The sequence below is a fragment of the bacterium genome (genome assembly GCA_020444325.1).
Classification (GTDB): Bacteria; Bacteroidota; Ignavibacteria; order SZUA-365; family SZUA-365; genus BM516.
Map to the genome: position 1 here is coordinate 37,109 of JAHLLD010000001.1, position 17,418 is coordinate 54,526.

General features: G+C 56.8%; 12 protein-coding genes. All 12 read right to left on the reverse strand.

Translation table 11 applies throughout. The annotated features are described in order from the left end of the window. Positions 1–154: 154 nt before the first annotated feature. The 12 genes from rfbC to KQI65_00200 all read right to left on the reverse strand — a co-directional run bounded on the left by rfbC (position 155) and on the right by KQI65_00200 (position 17,418). Positions 155–700 (reverse strand): dTDP-4-dehydrorhamnose 3,5-epimerase, encoded by a 546-nt coding sequence (gene rfbC / locus KQI65_00145; GenBank protein MCB2203127.1) that lies wholly within the window; start codon positions 698–700, stop codon positions 155–157. 163 nt (positions 701–863) lie between these two features. Then, entirely contained in the window at positions 864–2,207 is a 1,344-nt protein-coding gene (locus tag KQI65_00150; GenBank protein MCB2203128.1) for a UDP-glucose/GDP-mannose dehydrogenase family protein, read from the reverse strand. 54 nt (positions 2,208–2,261) lie between these two features. After that, positions 2,262–3,701 (reverse strand): hypothetical protein, encoded by a 1,440-nt coding sequence (locus tag KQI65_00155; protein ID MCB2203129.1) that lies wholly within the window; start codon positions 3,699–3,701, stop codon positions 2,262–2,264. Between the two features lie 346 nt (positions 3,702–4,047). Next, positions 4,048–5,994 (reverse strand): asparagine synthase (glutamine-hydrolyzing), encoded by a 1,947-nt coding sequence (gene asnB / locus KQI65_00160; protein ID MCB2203130.1) that lies wholly within the window; start codon positions 5,992–5,994, stop codon positions 4,048–4,050. 226 nt (positions 5,995–6,220) lie between these two features. Continuing rightward, the gene (locus tag KQI65_00165; GenBank protein MCB2203131.1) at positions 6,221–7,762 is read right to left on the reverse strand and encodes a hypothetical protein; all 1,542 of its coding nucleotides are present in this window, start codon (positions 7,760–7,762) and stop codon (positions 6,221–6,223) included. A gap of 61 nt (positions 7,763–7,823) precedes the next feature. After that, positions 7,824–9,470, reverse strand: a complete 1,647-nt coding sequence (locus tag KQI65_00170; GenBank protein MCB2203132.1) for a hypothetical protein — start codon at positions 9,468–9,470, stop codon at positions 7,824–7,826. Continuing rightward, entirely contained in the window at positions 9,470–11,065 is a 1,596-nt protein-coding gene (locus KQI65_00175) for a hypothetical protein (protein ID MCB2203133.1), read from the reverse strand. The genes KQI65_00170 and KQI65_00175 overlap by 1 nt, the downstream gene beginning before the upstream one ends. Then, positions 11,062–12,657 (reverse strand): hypothetical protein, encoded by a 1,596-nt coding sequence (locus tag KQI65_00180; GenBank protein ID MCB2203134.1) that lies wholly within the window; start codon positions 12,655–12,657, stop codon positions 11,062–11,064. Before KQI65_00180 ends, KQI65_00175 begins: the two co-directional genes overlap by 4 nt. Then, entirely contained in the window at positions 12,654–14,312 is a 1,659-nt protein-coding gene (locus KQI65_00185) for a hypothetical protein (protein ID MCB2203135.1), read from the reverse strand. Before KQI65_00185 ends, KQI65_00180 begins: the two co-directional genes overlap by 4 nt. After that, entirely contained in the window at positions 14,302–15,879 is a 1,578-nt protein-coding gene (locus KQI65_00190) for an LTA synthase family protein (protein MCB2203136.1), read from the reverse strand. Before KQI65_00190 ends, KQI65_00185 begins: the two co-directional genes overlap by 11 nt. Further along, the gene (locus tag KQI65_00195; GenBank protein MCB2203137.1) at positions 15,876–17,261 is read right to left on the reverse strand and encodes a class I SAM-dependent methyltransferase; all 1,386 of its coding nucleotides are present in this window, start codon (positions 17,259–17,261) and stop codon (positions 15,876–15,878) included. The genes KQI65_00190 and KQI65_00195 overlap by 4 nt, the downstream gene beginning before the upstream one ends. Continuing rightward, positions 17,251–17,418: a hypothetical protein gene (locus KQI65_00200; protein MCB2203138.1), complete on the reverse strand. Its 168-nt coding sequence runs from the start codon at positions 17,416–17,418 to the stop codon at positions 17,251–17,253. The genes KQI65_00195 and KQI65_00200 overlap by 11 nt, the downstream gene beginning before the upstream one ends.

Genomic DNA, 17,418 nt, shown 5'->3' on the forward strand with positions numbered 1-17,418 from the left:
CCGGGGAGTGATATGTGGGAATTGAAGTTTCAAAGATTAAGAGCTACGCAGATTTTCGCAGGTGAGGTTGAATACAAATTCATACCGGCGAAAATCTGCGTTTAATCTGTGAGAATCTGCGTGGCTCTTTCCTCTGCGCTGAATCCGCGAAATCTTACATGTATTCCGGCAGATTTTCAAGTTCCCTCAACCGCAACCCTTTCCGGTCCTTCTCTGACAGCAGCGGTTCATCCACTGGCCAAGTGATGCCGATGGCGGGGTCGTTCCAGAGGAGGGTGTGTTCGTGTTCGGGGTGGTAGTAGTCGGAGCATTTGTAGAGGAAGTCGGCGCTGTCGGTAAGGACGCAGAAGCCGTGCGCGAAGCCGGGGGGAACCCAGAGCTGCCGCTTGTTTTCGGCGCTGAGTTCGTGTCCTTCCCATTTCCCGAAGGTCGGCGAGCCGTGACGGACGTCGACCAGCACATCATACACCGCTCCAGTGGTGACGCGAATGAGTTTCCCCTGTCCATGCGGATGCTGGAAATGCAGTCCCCGCAGCGTCCCCTTCACCGACCGCGAATGATTATCCTGCACCAGCGCCGGCACCCCCTGCGCCTCAAACGCATCCTTCCGGAAGCTCTCCATAAAAAAGCCCCGCTCATCGCCGAAGACCTTCGGTTCGATGAGGAGAATGCCAGGGAGGGTGGTGGTGATGAAGTTCATAGGTATCAACTGAAGAGGAACGCAGATTCTCGCTGATTTTCCGCAGATTCTCGCAGGTAAAAATTATAAAATCCTTCCCTGCGATAATCTGCGTTTAATTTGCGATAATCTGCGTAGCTCTTACTCCTGCGTTAAATCTGCGTAGCTCTTACTCCTGCGTAATCTATTTCCTTCCGCGTACAGGGGGACGTCCGATCGAGAAATAATCAAACCCGTTCTCTTCCATCTCTTCCATGTCGTAGATGTTGCGGCCATCGAAGACGACGGGGACGTTGAGCATGGAGTGGATTTTCTTCCAGTCGGGCATGCGGAATTCATTCCACTCGGTGACGAGGAGAAGGGCGTCGGCGTTTTCGAGTGCGGCGTAGGCGCCTTCGGCATAAGTGATGCGGTCGCCGAAACGCAGCTCACGCGTGTTTTCCATGGCCTCGGGATCGTAGGCCTGCACTTTTGCACCGGCGTCGAGCAGGTGATCGATGATGATGAAGGCCGGGGCTTCGCGCGTGTCGTCGGTGTTGGGCTTGAACGCGAGTCCCCAGATGGCAAAGGTCTTGCCCGCGAGATCGCCGTCGAAGTACTCATACACTTTCTTGAAAAAGCGCTTGGGCTGATCGGCGTTGACATCCTCCACTGCCTGCACGATGCGCAGGGTGTTCTGCGCGTTGGTGCTGGTCTTGAGCAGTGCCTTGACGTCCTTCGGGAAACAACTGCCACCGTAGCCGGATCCCGCGAAGAGGAATTTCTTGCCGATGCGCGAATCCGTGCCGATGCCGCGGCGCACGTTGTCGATGTTGGCGCCGAGGATTTCGCACAGGTTGGCCAGGTCGTTCATGAAGGAAATGCGCATGGCCAGGTGCGAGTTGGCGGCGTACTTGGTGATTTCCGCGCTGCGTTCGTCCATGACGATGATGGGATTTCCGGAAAGGACGAAAGGCTCGTACAGTTCGGTGAGAATGTCGATGGCGCGCTCGTCGCTGGCGCCGATGACCACGCGATCGGGACGCAGACTGTCCTCCACCGCGAAGCCTTCACGCAGGAATTCCGGGTTCGATGCCACGCTGAATTCGCCGTCATAGTTCGCGCGAATGGTTTCGGTGACTTTCTCCGATGTCCCAATCGGCACGGTGCTCTTGTCGACGATGACTTTGAACGGCTGCGGTGCGTGCTTCGCGAGAATGTTGCCGATGTCCTCGGCCACTTTCAGCACGTACTGCAGGTCGGCGCTGCCGTCTTCCTGCGGAGGCGTAGGGAGACAGAGGAAAATCACATCCGAATTCAGCACCGCGTGCTCGAGGTCGTCAGTGAATTTCAATCGTCCACGCTGATAATTGCGTTCGTACAGGGGATGCAGTCCCGGTTCGTAAATCGGGATCTGTCCATTATTCAGCTTCTGCAGCTTCTTCGGGTCATTATCGACGCAGATCACCTGGTTGCCGTTCTCGGCAAAGCAGGTGCCGGAAACCAGGCCTACGTAGCCTGTTCCTACAACACTGATGTTATACGACATACATACTCACAGAATAAGTCAGGGAGAACATTTCTATGTGGTGGTGGACGAAGCTCATGCGGCGTCTGAATCAGCAGCGCGATCTCCGTCGTTGGACTTCTTCTTTTCTTTCCCGCTGGAAGTGCCATTACCGTTCTTGTGATGACCGTTCCCGTTTTTTCCATTGGCATGGAAACCATTCCCATTCGTATGCAGTCCATTTCCGTTGGAATGCACTCCGTTGCCGTTGCCGTTGCCGTTGACATGGATGCCATTGCCGTTCACATGCACGCCATTCCCGTTGACGTGAATCCCGTTGCCGTTCACGTGCACGCCATTCCCGTTGGCATGAATGCCGTTCGATTTCCCGTTCCCGTTGCGGACGAGGACATCATGCGCGAGGGCTTCGAAATTGGGGATGTGACGGCGCGCGCGTCTGCGAGCCGCGAGCGAGGGCAGCACGAGTTCGGTGTAACCAAGCTTGTGAAGGAAGGCGGCCTTGCCGGCGATGAGAACACCGATGAGTATCCATCCCCCGGTGGGAGGAAGCATGGCCACCGCGATACCGGCGATGCCGTAGAGGGAGGACAGCAGAGCGAGCACACCGACCGAGCGACTGAGCGAGAGGTTGAAGCGCTCTTTCACCATGTGGTGGATGTGCAGCAGGTCGGCCGAGAAGGGGTTGGACCCGCGCATGATGCGCCGGAAAAATGCCAGCAGTGTGTCGGAAACCGGGAGTCCCAGAATGATGATGGGGACGAGGATGGAAATGAAATCGTCGGGTCCCGCGTCGACGATCATCCAGCCGCTGAAGGCGAGGACGAAGCCGATGAACATCGATCCCCCATCACCCATGAAGATGCGCGCGGGATGCGTGTTGAAGGTCAGGAAGCCCAGGATAGCGCCACTCAGCGTAAGCAGCATGAGTCCGATCACCGGATTGCCCCACAGAAAAGCCACCACCGCCAGCGCAATGGCGGAAATCAGCGAGGTCGCGCCCGCGAGTCCATCCATCCCGTCAATCATGTTGATGGCGTTGGTCGTCCCGACCAGCCACAGCAGAGACACCACCATGCCGATGGAATTCACCAGCACGCCGGAATTCTCAATACTGAACACTGAAGGGAAAAGGTTCGATTTCGTGGCCCCGAGAATCATCAGGAAGGCCGCGATGAACTGGAAGAAGAACTTCTGCGAATACGTCAGCTCGCGCAGATCGTCGATGACGCCGAGGACGACAATGATCAGCGTTGCTTCCGCGATGTACAGGTACATCGGCACGAAGTTCGCGTACTCGGCTGCGAAAAAACCCACGCCCTCGATTGCGAGCATCACCCCCATCGCCACGGTGAACGCCGCGATGATCCCGTACCCACCGGTAAACGGCACGCTTTCCGCGTGCATTTTCCGCTGTTCGTCGGGACGATCCAGCAATCCGTACCGCCGGGCGAGACGTATGCACAATGGCATCGCCGTCACGGCAAGCAGCAGGGCGAGTATGGGATATAGCATCATCAGCGCATGCGCTCCAGTTCGGTCAATTATCGAAAAATACGAAGATCGGGGGAGGGAACAAACTTCATTGGTGTTTGTCACCTACGCGGGAATTGACACAATGGGTGCGGGTATGTTACAGGGTTCTTTCCGATTGACCTCAGCTTCGCTGAGTCAATCGGAGGTGTTTCCGCTTCGCGGAGGCGTTTGCCCTCCGCTACGCGGAGCGCAGGTATTGCCCCTCCGGGGCGTACACAGATTACACGGATGCTGCCGAAAACTATCCCCGCGCAGCGGGGATAAAGAACTGGCCTCCGCGCAGCGGAAGACAAACACCTCGACGCGAGCGCAGCGAGCGGCGAAACACCTACTTACCGAGCAGTCTGGAAGCCAGCACAAAAGCCCATTTTCTTTCCCAGTTTGCAGCCGGACCCGACAACGCTGGGACTGCTTTCCAGCTGTCGATGCGGGAGTCCTGCTCGAGCCAGTGGCGGATGGGGACCTGGAAGCCGGTTTTGCGGCGGTCGAGGAGTTTCTGGGGAATGGGACGCGAGGGGGCGTGCGCGAGGTAGCGCTTGCGCTCGGTGAGAACGGTGGGCGGCAGCAGGGGTGCGACGGACTGCAGAAGGACACTGTCCACCAGTGGCACCCTGATCTCGATACTGTGCGCCATGCCGGCCCAGTCGGAATCACGCAGCAGCTGATTGCGCATGTACAGTCCGGCTTCCAGCGCGGCCACACGTCCATAGGCGTTTCCCGGATCCGGCTGCATGGCGGCTTCTATACGCTCCATGAGCTGCAGCTGCTGTATCCCGTCGTGCACCATATCCTGATCGAACAGCTCGGCCAGCTCCCACGGCATGAACAGTCCCCTGCGTAAAAACCACGCGCCGGGATAACTGCCGCCGTACTTGAGCACGCCGGCGATCTTGGGTGAACGGCCGGTTTTCCCCGCAACAAGCGAGGAATACAGCGTGCGGAAAGTATCCCCCAGCAGCGGCATTTTGGATGGAATGCGGAAACGCTGTACCCAGGCAGGGACATCTTCAAAGGTGTTATATCCCGCGAACAGTTCGTCTCCTCCCAATCCGCTCAGCGCGACTTTGAGTCCGTTTTCCTGCGCCGCCTTGCTGACGTAATACGTGTTGATACCGTCGATGGATGGCTGATCCATCACGTGAAGGATATGCTCGAGATCGCCGGAGAATTCCTGCTGCGTGAGCATGCGCGTGCGGTGATCGGTCGCGTAATGCGCGGCCACTTCCGCGGCAAGTGGCGCTTCGTCATCATGCCGCCCGCGAAATTCCTCGAACGCCAGCGTCACCGTGCGCAGGTCTTCAATGCCCGCGTCGCGCACGAGTCCAACCAGTGACCCCGAATCGATTCCCGCGGAAAGGAATGCTCCCACGGGCACGTCGGCGATCATGTGGTGGGAGGTGGAATCCTTCAGGGCCGCGGAGATCACCTCACGTGGAGCAGGGATTGAATCCCCCTGCGACCCTGCATCATCACGTGGAGCAGGGATTGAATCCCCCTGCGACCCTGACATAGAGGATTTTTTCGATGAATGTGCGTTTGAACCCGTGGACGTGTATTTGGAAAGGGATTCAATCCCTTCTCCTAATATCTCGGGTAATGAGAAATATGATACGGGATCCCGGAAGCCCTTTGCGTCTGCCTCGATATACGAGCCCGCAGGTAATGCCTTTATGCCTTCGTAAATCGTGCGGGGTTCGGGGACGGAGCCGAGCATGAGGAAGCCCATGAGGGAGGCGTGGTCGATGGTGGCGGAGACGTTGCCGCCGGCGACGAGGGCTTTGACCTGCGAAGCGAGGCGGATGCTGTGTCCGTCGCTCGCGTAGTACAGCGGTTTGATGCCATAGGGATCGCGGGCCGCGAAAAGGCGCTTCCGCTCGGCATCCCAGATGGCGAACGCGAACATCCCGCGAAGCATCGGCAGCATGTCCACCCCATGCCGCGCATACAGTGCCATGAGGACTTCCGTGTCCGTCTCCGAATGGAACTGCCATCCCTCATCCAGCAGCCGTTGGCGTAGCGGCTGATAGTTATATATCTCGCCGTTGAAGGTGATGGTAAAGCGTTTGTTGACCGAGTGCATCGGCTGCGCGCCGCGTTCGGAGAGATCGATGATGGAGAGGCGCCGGTGGCCGAAGCCCACGCGTCCGTCGTCGGACACCCACTCCCCGTAGCCATCGGGTCCGCGCGCGCTCATGTGATCCCGCGTCTCCCGCAGCTCGGCGAGATCCACACGGGCTTCGGTCTTGAAATGGTATATAGCGTTTATGCCGCACATGGGGGGAGTTGAGCTCCGGGGGTTTGTTACTGAGAATCAGGTCGATGGAAAGATAGAAATATGAAAAGATGGAACAATGGAATAATGCTTCCGTGGAGAATGGATTGATTTCCCTTCGATCGATAAACATCCTGTGGAGCATGGATTGAATTCCCTTGCAGCTTCCGACGCGGGTTTTGTGTTGCGTCGATGGATACGATCCCTCGGTGGTTATCTGCTGGAGAATTCAATCCATTCTCCTGTCGGAGTGGGTTCTCACCCAGATTTCCAGGTTGTAGTCGGACAAATATGCAGTTTCTGCATAATCGGGGGCGATTTGCTCGAAAAAGCCGCGGGATTGCAGCCAGGTGTAGATGGTCATGCCGGGAGGGAAGTTCCAGTAGGAGGCGCCGCGTTCGATGAGGAGGATGGCAGGCGCGTGGGTGCGGATGTCCTCCATCAACTCGCGGTAGTATTTTTCCTCGAACCAGGCGCGGTCGGGCCAGGGCGAGATGGTGTTCCTTCCCGCGTAGCACATGGTGACGGGGAATGCATAGTAATAACGCGAGCCGTAACGTCGTCCCGCATACGTGATGGCGGGGAACTGGGGATCGACTTCGTCGGAAATCGCGACGATGGAATCGTCCTTGTCGGACAGCTGGGTGATGAGGGAGGATACGGCGTTGCCTGCGGGACGCGGGGCGTCGGCGTGCAGCCAGAATGAGGGACGAGGCAGGAAACCGATCTGCAGCAGGAGAAAAACGACGAGGAGCAGCATCGTGGCGCGGGGACGTTTTTCCTCACGCACCTGCCTCCATATCAACAGGTACATCGCGAAGCCGACGATCAGCGCGGCGACGTGGTGAAGAGGGACGTAGTGATAGCTCCACCCCTTCCCCTGCACAATCATGGCGATGGCCATTGCCGCGAAGAGGATGCCGAGAAGCTGAATCAACTGCATCCACCGCGCATGTCCCCTCGCCAGGAATACTGCAAGGACGAAGGAAATGACGGACACGAGGAATTCCCATGACAGCAGCAGTCCACCAAACTCCCCGAGCGGATCGTATCCCATCGCGCGGTGGAAGTCCACAAACAGCGGCCACCAGTTCCCGTAATAATCCCGCAGCGACGGCAGGAGGAGGAAAAGGATGATGACGAGTGCGGCTGCTTCCAGAGGCACGCGCAACCGGCGCAGCTGAAGGTAGGATTTCCAGCGGAGGCGGATGAGCAGCCACAGCTCCACTCCCACCGGCAGGGCGCCGTACATCGGTTTCATCAGCAGCGCCACGGCGAGGAAAAGGGCGATGAGGGATTGCAGCAGAGCGGGACTCCGCTCCCCCTGCAGTCGCAATGCGGCATGCAGCGCGTAGGGCAGAAGCATGAGGAAAATCAGCTGATCGCGCTGACCGTAATCCCCTCGGTACAGCAGCAGCGCCGTGACATTCGCGAGCAGCAGCAGGAACAGCGCCGGCAGCCAGCGCCGCTCCTCAGGCAGCACGCGTGCGAGCAGCCACGCACCCACTCCCCCGCTCGCGGCAATCAATGCGAGGACGCTCAGATGTGTGGCCCGGACGATATCGATTCCGGCAACATCCCGCACCCAGGTCGGTACGACGCTGAGGTACATGATGAGCGGGGGATTCGTGTCGATCATATCCCGCATCGGCACCGCTCCCCCGCGCAGCATTTCCCCCATGCTCACCAGCATCGCCACATCCGCCTCCATCCACCACCGCCATGCAATCACGGCGAGGAGGTGGAGGAAAGCGAGGGTGATAACAATCATCCCTGGAGTATGGATTGATTTCTTTTTCAAACCCTCACTCATGATATGCGGAACATCATTTTCAATAACTTGTCCCGGCGTAGTTCCGCAAAGCCCCGCTAGGCGGAGCGAGCGGGACAAAGCCGGAATCCATGTTCCTTACGTACATCACCATGCCATTTTCGGGGAAATATTGAACCTCGTGATAATGTTTTCCCTCACCTTCAAAAAATCCCTTATGATCGAGCCATGTCTTCAGGTTGAAGCCGGGGGGGAATTTCCAACGGCCTTTCTGAACGTCGATGAGGAGGATGGCGGGTTTGTTTTTGTGGATGTCTTCAAGCATCGCGCGGTAGTATTTCGCTTCATACCACTCACGTCCGGCGATGGGACGAGCGTCGTGCTGACCGGAGTAACACATGGTAACGGGGTAGGACCAGTAGTAGCGGGATCCGTAGCGCCGGCCAGAATACGTGATGTCCGGAAAGTGCGTGGGCACTTCTCTCGAAAACGCAACCACGCAATCGTCCGCCAGCGTATGCGTCCTGATCGCTTCCGAGAGCGCGGTTCTCGGCGGCTCCGGCCAGCCGGCACGAAGCGTACCCGGCAGGTCCGGGTACAATCCCAGCTGCAGCACAAACATGACAGCCAGGCTTGTGTTCAATGCGCTGCGTGAAACCTGCCGCCCTTTTCCCGAAACGACGGCGAGCGCATACAGTACGAAAGGCACGATCAGCCACATGGTCATGCGCATGGGGAGGATATGATAATTCCATCCCTTCCCCTGGCTCAGCATGGCCAGGACAAAGGCCGGATACAGCAGCATGATCGCGTCCAGCAGCAGCGCGAGATTTGATTTTCTGAGCGCGGTCCTCAGCAGCAATGCGAGCGTGAGGACTGCGAGCGCAAATTGAAAGTGTGGCTGCTGCACAAGCTCGAACAGCTCGACCTTGATCCTGAAGCCCAGCGTTCTGTGGAAATCCAGCATCAGGGGAAATATTTCCGTGTAGTAATGCCAGAGAGGCCTGATGGCGAGGAGGAGAGCGACGGACCACAACAGGGTGAGCGCCGGCAACAGCAGTGTCTTACCGTATTTTCGCATGCCCCCGCTCCGCCACAGTATCAGCAGTTCAACGGCGAATGGAGCGAGTCCATACATGGGCTTCATCAGCATCGCCACCGCGAGCAGCAGGGCGCTGACAGTCATCACAGCTCGCGAAATGGGAATGCTACGCAGCGACAGCAGGCGCAGAAAAACGTAGGGAATAATCGCAGTGAATATGAGCTGCTCTCTCTGCCCGAAATCGTTCTCATGCACATTGAGAACAGCCAGGTACATCCACACACCAGAGAAAAGATACAGCGCTGTTGTGCCCGATTCACTTCCAGTGAGTTTTCTCAGCGCGTAGATGGAGAGCAGACCGGTCAATCCCAGGTAGAGGACCGTCGCCGCGTGTGTTGCATGCATTAAGCTCAGGCCCAGCAGATCCCTCAACAGGAGTGGGATATAGCCGAGGTAGACGACCATGGGGGGATTGGTATCGTGAAGCTGTGTGGCGGGAAGAACACCTTGACGCAGCATATCCGACATGGTCATGAGCATGGCCGCATCCGTGCTGAAGACACGAGCGTACACCACCACTATGATAACATGCAGCAGCGCAAGGACGAACAGCGTGCGCGTGATGATGCGGGACTGAAAAACGGTGAGGATTCGATTGGACTGCATTACTCCTCCACCGCCTTTGCATGAACGCCGGAGGTATCCATGTCAGTCCTGCGCTTGAACACAGCCAACCTCCCCGCTACGCCTTCCAGGGGAGCATACGCGATTCCCGGACCGTCCAGAAAAAACCCTTCCGCCTGCAGCCAGGTGAGAGCGGACATCGTATCGGGCAGGAACCAGCGTGCACGCGTGGAATCGACGAGCACGAGTTCGGGCCGTGTGCGTTCGATGTCAGACCAGAGTTCCTGACGATACTTATCCACGAACCACTTCCGTTCTTCACGCACGCGCTGCGCAGGCTGTCCTCCATACCCCATCACCAGCGGAAACGCGAGCAGATACCGCGATCCATATCTCCTGCCGCTCTGGGTAATGGCAGGAAAACCAAATTCGATGCCGGGATTGACCACGACGACGTAGTCGTCGGGATGGGTATTGTGCTCGATCACCTGCTGCAGAGGGGTGGACGGTGCACGGGGAGGAGAGATGCGCAGCCAGCTGGTGATGGTCGGAAACAGGGCGAGCTGAAGGATGGCGAACAGCAGGACAATGCCGAATACTCCCTTCTCCATCGGAAGCTTCCAGTGCTCCACATGCTGAAGAGCCACCAGAAGCACCATCGCCGTCAGTACGCAGAAACCGTAAATGGAGGGGATATAGTGATAGTTCCACCCCTTGCCCTGCAGCAGCATACCGAGAAATGCACCGACCGTAAGAAGCATGACGGCAAGGAGCAGATCACGCAGTCCACGTGCTTTCATCCCCCTGTACAGCAGCAGCGCCGCAGCAAATATCACAAGGCTGAAGTGAAAGACCTGTTCCTGGCAAAGCTCCTTCAATAATTCCCAAATGTCATAACCGTAGGACCGGTGGTAGCGGATGATCAGTCCCCACCAGTCCGTCACGTAGAGCCGCATCGCTTCCGAAAGTGCCACGGCGAGTATTCCGAGGACCGCGGCTATGAGAACGATGCGCAGATGACGCAAATACTTCCGCATCCCCAGCCGCAGCAGCACCGCCATTTCAAACACCAGCGGCAGGGCACCATACATCGGTTTGAGCAGCAGCGCCAGTGCAAGCAGCGCCGCCGCAGCAAATTCCGCGGGAAGTGGCAGTGCGCGTTCGCGCATTGCCACCATTCGGAGAAAGGCGTAGGGAAACATTGCGGCAATGATAAGGTGATCTCGCTGACCGAAGTCGCCCATGTGCAGCACGTATACGGCCAGCAGAATCCAAACCGCAGCAAACACACGCGTCGCCGCAGGCCGATCGGGCAGCTGCAGAAAACGCATTGCATACGCAGTCAACCAGCCGGTGCCTGCCAGGAAGAGCGTCACGGCCACATGCGCACTGCGAACGATATCCAGTCCCGTCCAATTGCCAATCCAAACCGGAATGACGCTCAGGTACATGATGGTCGGGGGATTGGTGTCGAACACATCCCTGAACGGCAGAGCTCCATCGAGAATCATCCGCGCCATGGTGATATACTGGGCGACATCGATGTTGAGCGTTTTCGCATATGCAAGGACGATGAGGAATTGCAGTCCGAGCAACGCGAAGAGCGCATGGGCGAGCCTTGTGTAATTCACCTTCATGGCACAGGCTCGGACTCCTGTGAGGCAGGGACCGCGGTGTCTGCAGGCCTGGCGGAAACCGCGAATATGTATCCCTCCGGTATTGAGAGCACGGTATCCAGGCGATAGTATTGTTGAAGCTCCGTGAGGGGCATTGCGATGCCGAAGCCTCCCCAGTCAAACCATGCCAGGTATACAGGCTGCTTTTCACGGAAACACCGGTTTAGCTTCTCCCGCTGTTTCCGGAATTTGGCAGGATCCCAGGCTGGACTGCCTTCATCGAGCAACGATCGCTCCGCCTGTAATCCACCATACCATGATATCATGATCGGGAGATTCGACAGCAGAAACGCATCCGGAGATTGCAGCATGATTGCTTTTGCCTCAGGGATCAATCTGTTCTCACGCCACTCGACCGCACTCCACCCTTCCGCCCGGTAATCCTTCAACGCCAGCAGCCGGGAAGCTGGAATGATGGATGCCGCGACAAGCAGCAGCAGGAGCACGGTGATACCGAATGCGCGCTGAAAGGGAAACAGCTTCACCGTCCAGTACAACCACATCATGTACATCAACGCCGCGGGAATTGCAAGCGGAGCGAGTAATCGTGGAACGATATGGTCCATACTCACGGTCACGGTCGAAATGATCATGAAGAATGTGTACACGAAAGAAAAGATGACTAGTATCAGCGCCAGTTTCGCACTCGGGTGCGTACGAAATCTGCTGTCGCGAACAATACGTATCCACCCGGCAATGAAGACAAGCGATATGAGCAATACCGGGATCGGATCAGCGGCAATCCTGCCCGGAAGGAACCAGCGAAGGACAAAATGAAGGAGGTCCGCGATCGCCGCATCAATACTGTAGTGCGAAGGCAGGCGTGGGCCTGTCAGCGTAGCGCTGACCATATAGTTTCGCAAAACCCACAGAATGAGTGGCAGCACAGCGGTGACGCTAAAGATCAGCACCTTGCGTATGCGTGAACGCAATGTTTCCTCGAAAAGCAGCAGAAGAATGACCCCGGTCACAAGCAGCGATATACCGGCATAGCGCGTCATCATTGCCGCTGCTGCGGTGATACCCATGAGTGGGACGGAATTCGCTCCTTTCGCGCTGAATCGCAATGCGACGGTGAAAAACAGTATCGTAAATGCTATAAACAGTGGCTCCGACAGAAACCAGAGGGAAATGACAACGAGGGGCGAGGAAAGCAGAAGCAATGGGATGGACATCCAGGACGCATGCACTCTGTCCTCTTCCTGCAGAGCGTTCCACAACAGCCAGCTCCCCAGTCCTGCGCTGACGATATAGCTGATGGAGTTCAGAACAGCAGCGAGCTGATCCGGTTCTGACAGGCCCACGAGGCGGAGGAGTGCGAGGAACAGAGGCAGCAGCGGAGGCCAGACAGTGACGGGAACGCCGAGGTAATCCGTAAAGGAAGCGTCCTCCACCAGGTGCCGGGAGATTGTGAGATATCCGAAGGAATCCGTTGTGAAAGACGCACCCGCCTTCAGTATCAACAGCACAACGAGCACAGCGGCAGCAAGAACGGGCAGAAGCGCGAGAGCGGAAACACTGTTCAACCATTGTTTCTGGTAGTTCCGCATCATCGAACAGGCTCCGTCTGTGCGAAGCGTAGATAATCGTCCATGCGCTCATACCTGTAGTCGCGCTCCACGAGATATCGAGCACCGTCGACGGGGACTCTCTGCAGCAGACACACTCGCAGGTAATTCCCCGGCTTCACCTCCTGCTCCCATCCGATCGTGAAATCCTCAGGCAGGGTAAAGGTACTCTCCTGGAAAAAGGTCGTGCGCGGGTCAGCGGACGCGAAAACAAGCGTATCACCGCGGCGGAAGATGTCATACTGAAATCCCGTCCTGCTTCCGTATTGCAGATCGACAAGTACGGGAAACTTGACGAACGTGCTGTCTTTGCCGAATGCATGATGGCGGTGGAAATACATTGCGTACGAATCGAAATACTGTCGGGAGACCATGAGACGATATTGCTCTGGATGACCCTGTTCATCAGCGAGGAGCTGACGATATCGATGATTGCTCACCTGATCATAAAACCGGGGAAGCTCGACGGCAGCAGTTGCGGCGAGATGCAAACCCAGAAAAACACCGGCCAGCGCCATCCCATACCGGCGCGGCAGCTGCAGCGCAAACCAGCAGAGGAAAAGAAGTATGAGAACGACCTGTATCGAATTCACACGCGGTGCGGAAAAGTGCAGAATTCGTGGATAGAGTGAGATGGCATAGAGCAGCGCAAACCCCAGAAGGGTGCGTCGCTGAAGAGAAGAAAAACGCTGAAGCAGCCAGACAGCAAGCGCGACAAGCAGCACTGCCACCACCATCGCCGCTGCCTTGTGGTACACGAAATAGGTATACACCGGTTCTGCCAGGGTGGGATGGAAGGCAATCAGGGAAATGCCTATTGCGGACATCATTTTCTCAGGGAGCCACTGAAACGGCAGGCTCGACAGTCTCGGATCATGCAGAATGGTTACCCAGGCATAGGCTGCCGTCAGGAGAAACAGAGGCACCGAGGCAGAGAAGATGCTCCTGACACGCAGCGGGGTCCGGTCCGTCCGATGCAGCAGGTATCCAACGAAAAGGAATAACAGCGGGAAATGCGCTGGCTGCGCTTTTGTGGCGAGCATGAGAACAAACAGTAGATACACCGCAAGCAGTTGCATACGCCTGCCCGTACTGAAATACTGCAGCATGGTCAGTACACCAAGCAGGTAGAGCAGAATCATGAGTACTTCCGTCCGATTCGAGATCCAGACGGCAGCGTAAAACATATCGGCATGGAGAATAAACGCACTGGCAAACAGCAGGGGAAGGATGCTGTCCCCATACGGAGAAAACTGCACGATCAATCTGCGCATGAGCATGTACAGGGCCAGCGAAGCCAACCATACCATGAGCAGGTTGCTCACGTAGTACCAGCCACTGTGCGTGTCGAACAACAGGTAATCCAGTCCCAGCGACAGCATGGCCAGTGGACGCATCGCTGCGTGGTACGGCCCTGCCGTCCCGGAAAACGGAGATGGTATGCCCCTCTCACGCAGCAGTGTCAGGAGGTAATAGTCATCGGTATAAAACTCAGCATGCGAAAGGACGTTGGGGAGGTAAAATGCAAGCAGCACGAGCAGAAGGATTGCCGGAGCAAACCACTTTTTCGCGGATGCATTGAATCCGAACGTTCTGCGCGCTGTCGCCCCGGACGCAATGTGGTCGCGGTCAGTGCTCAAGACTGTACCCCTGTCTCGCTTTCTCAGTGACGTCATAAAGGCGCAATGGCTGCTTCCAGGTGGAGAGAAACGCACGGTCTGGAACTGTGCTGCTGTCCGTATCGAACAAATATGAAAACAGACGTCGAAACGTATTTACGGGCGTGATATCCGGGTAGAACAATCCTGCAGGAGCACCGGGTACCCTGTACGCACTGAGAACAGGGAATCGCTCACGCACATTTGTGCGGCCTGCATTGTCGAAATCGAACATCGAACCGGGACCATGGTCGGACATAAGTATGATACAGGCATCGCTGTTCGCCTTGATCAATTGATCAAGTGCGTCCATCACCAGTTCATCCAGCTTCACAACCTGCGATGCATATCGTCTGCGGTATTCCGCAGGCGCGACACCTGCCTCCTGCAGATGATGCGATGCATCGGCGCCGACATACGGACGATTCTTTATATCAGCGGTATTCACCCTGCCGAGAACAAAGGGCGGATGCGGAGAAATGATATGACAGAAAACAAATACCGGTTCATCGAAATCCATGTATGCCGGCAGATCCGACAACTGGGATTTTACGAGCAGTCCGAATCGCTCCAATTCATTTGGTGTTGTGAGAATCCCGATCCAGCGCAGCACTTTCTCGAAGAAGAAACGGCTACTGTATTCCCACACAGCTGTTTCATACAGCACAAGATGATCACGGGGAATGACCTCTCCGACAGATTCGTCGAAATGATAGGTGTTCTGCCAGGAAAGATCTATGAGACTGTGATATCCCTCCGCTTTCAGCTTCCTGTGTGCTGCTTCTCGCAGGATCATGTGGCTCATCCTTCGGCGCACTTCCTCACCGTCCATACTGGCGTAATCCGACGGATCAATGTACTCCATGCTGAACATTGCCGTCATGGAGAGCTGTGTCTGTGGATAGTTGGCGAACGCCCTGTCTGCCACGTAGAAGTTCCTGGAACGCAAAAATTCAATCAGCCGGCCATTGTCGACGCCGTACAGTTCCTTGAGTACATCCTGCCTCGCATGTCCATCGAGAACTATCATTACGATGTCAGGCGGACGATCGGTACTATCCGCTGCTGCATACTGCTGCGTGAACCCTTCTGATCGTACTGGCGTATGGTTGTCGGGAAATGCAATGCGCCCAACATCAAAAAGCAGGAACAGCGCAACCGCAAGTGTCCCACCAAGCAGCAGCTTTCCTGGCTCTTTCACGCGTGTAACAATCCAGAGCAGGAGCAAAAACCAGAACACATGAAGGGCACCCTGAAACAGTAGATTCCTCGTCAGCTCCATGCTGAATCCGATCCACTGCAGAAAGAGACGAAAACCGATGTTCACGCCGAGCAGCAGCAGCATTCCTGCGGCAAAGACACCTGCTTTGGGGATGTCCCTCCACAAAGCATATCCAAGTGCGAGCATGCAGACAGCAGCCGCCAGGAAGCAGCAGCTGACAAAGAGAACATCCTCCACGAATGCCGTCCCTGGATTCTCGGCCAGAACGTGCATCGGTACCATCAGGGCAATCAGCAACGGTAGAAACAGGGCATTCCACTGTTTCATATCGCGCCCTTCCGCATACATACCATCAATTCCCGCCCACTGCTCTCCAACATCTCTGTGTATGAAACGTCAAAGTACTCTGCCAGCGAGATCATGAGTAGTTCCCGGGAATAGGCGAATCCACTCCGGCTGCCGCGGGCGAGGAGTTTGACGTTGGGATCGTCGGGGGGAATCCACTCGAGGATTACATTGCGGGCGATGCGGGCGAGGTAGGCGGCCTGCTGCTCGAGCGGGATCATGTGCGTGTAGCGGAGGTGGTGGATGAGTCCGAGATACAGCACGAGGTCGGCGGGACCGCGCTGTTCGAGTGAAAGGCGCTCCTCATGTGCCCAGCCGAGGGCGGGGGAGGGATTGGCCAGGTTCATCACCAGTGGCGTGCAGTGTTCGCGCTTCTCTTTCTTCCACTCCCTGTACATGGCATCAACCACGGCATCATCCGCATCCATGGCGATGACCGTCGCTCCTTCCTCCGCGGCGATACGGGCATATCGTCCGGTATTGCTGCCGAGATCCCATACCATGGCCGGCGCGAGCTTTCGAACGCTGTCGCGAATGAAATTCTCTTTCGCGGTGGTTTCGGCTTCGTCGTAGACGGTGTCGGCATAGTAGCCGGACCAGTGACTTTCGGGCGCCGGCGCCGTCATTTTTTGAATGGTGCGTTCGAGGCTGTCGAGCAATGCGAGTGTCTGCTGCCTGCTCTGATGGGTGGGACGCCCGGAATTATGCACTTTCTGCATATTTTTCCGGATGCTGCGGGCGTGGAGGTGCACGTGCAGCAGTTCAGCGGGACTGAATCGCCGCAACCCACGCAGCATGCGTGCGGCCAGCGTGAGCGGAATGCCATCGATATGGGCACGCAGGAGGCTGGATACAGAGCGTCCCGCCCTGCGGGACAGCAGAAGCGGGACGAAAAACTGCTCACAAAACTGCAGATACGCCTGCCAGGGGGCTCCTTCTTCATAGCGGGTGAAGGAGAGGATATCCGCAAACAGCGGCTGCGTACCGCGGAAGCTCACATTAAACGCGGAGGCATCTTTCAGTGTGAGTCCATGCTTCAGTGCCATACGCTGCACACGAAGCGTCAGCAGCGCGGCATCCCTGAGCTGCGTAAAGCTCCATTCATACGGATAGGAGAAGAAAGGCAGCTGCTCCGGCCGCAGCACGCGAACGATATCTGATGGAAGTGCGGAGAGTCCGATAATCTCCTCATGCGCGGGCAGCAGTCCCTTCCCCGTCAGCTCATCATACAGCCCCGACTCCTGCAGCAGACGATAGTCCGCATCCCCTTCCGCGCGCAACGCCCGGAAGACTACTCCTTCGCGTTCAAATACATACCCGGCAGGATCACGAAACGACCCACCCAGCAGTCCCTCATTCCTCACCCTCTTCCCCTTTTATCCCGCGCAGCCTCCTCCACATATCCCTCAGCCACTTCCGAATCACAAACAAAAATCCCAGCACACCCGCAATAACCGCCTGCGCAATAAAACTCCCAGTACCTGGGTCTACATAAAGCGTCAGATGATTGAACGCAAGCAT

Bases quoted from the DNA above. Each gene is read 5' to 3' on its own strand.
- rfbC (MCB2203127.1), bottom strand. From the start codon at position 700: ATGAACTTCATCACCACCACCCTCCCTGGCATTCTCCTCATCGAACCG.
- KQI65_00175 (MCB2203133.1), bottom strand. From the start codon at position 11,065: ATGAAGGTGAATTACACAAGGCTCGCCCATGCGCTCTTCGCGTTGCTC.
- KQI65_00190 (MCB2203136.1), bottom strand. From the start codon at position 15,879: ATGAAACAGTGGAATGCCCTGTTTCTACCGTTGCTGATTGCCCTGATG.
- asnB (MCB2203130.1), bottom strand. From the start codon at position 5,994: ATGTGCGGCATAAACGCTATATACCATTTCAAGACCGAAGCCCGTGTG.
- KQI65_00170 (MCB2203132.1), bottom strand. From the start codon at position 9,470: ATGCAGTCCAATCGAATCCTCACCGTTTTTCAGTCCCGCATCATCACG.
- KQI65_00200 (MCB2203138.1), bottom strand. From the start codon at position 17,418: ATGCTTGCGTTCAATCATCTGACGCTTTATGTAGACCCAGGTACTGGG.
- KQI65_00150 (MCB2203128.1), bottom strand. From the start codon at position 2,207: ATGTCGTATAACATCAGTGTTGTAGGAACAGGCTACGTAGGCCTGGTT.
- KQI65_00180 (MCB2203134.1), bottom strand. From the start codon at position 12,657: ATGATGCGGAACTACCAGAAACAATGGTTGAACAGTGTTTCCGCTCTC.
- KQI65_00155 (MCB2203129.1), bottom strand. From the start codon at position 3,701: ATGATGCTATATCCCATACTCGCCCTGCTGCTTGCCGTGACGGCGATG.
- KQI65_00165 (MCB2203131.1), bottom strand. From the start codon at position 7,762: ATGATTGTTATCACCCTCGCTTTCCTCCACCTCCTCGCCGTGATTGCA.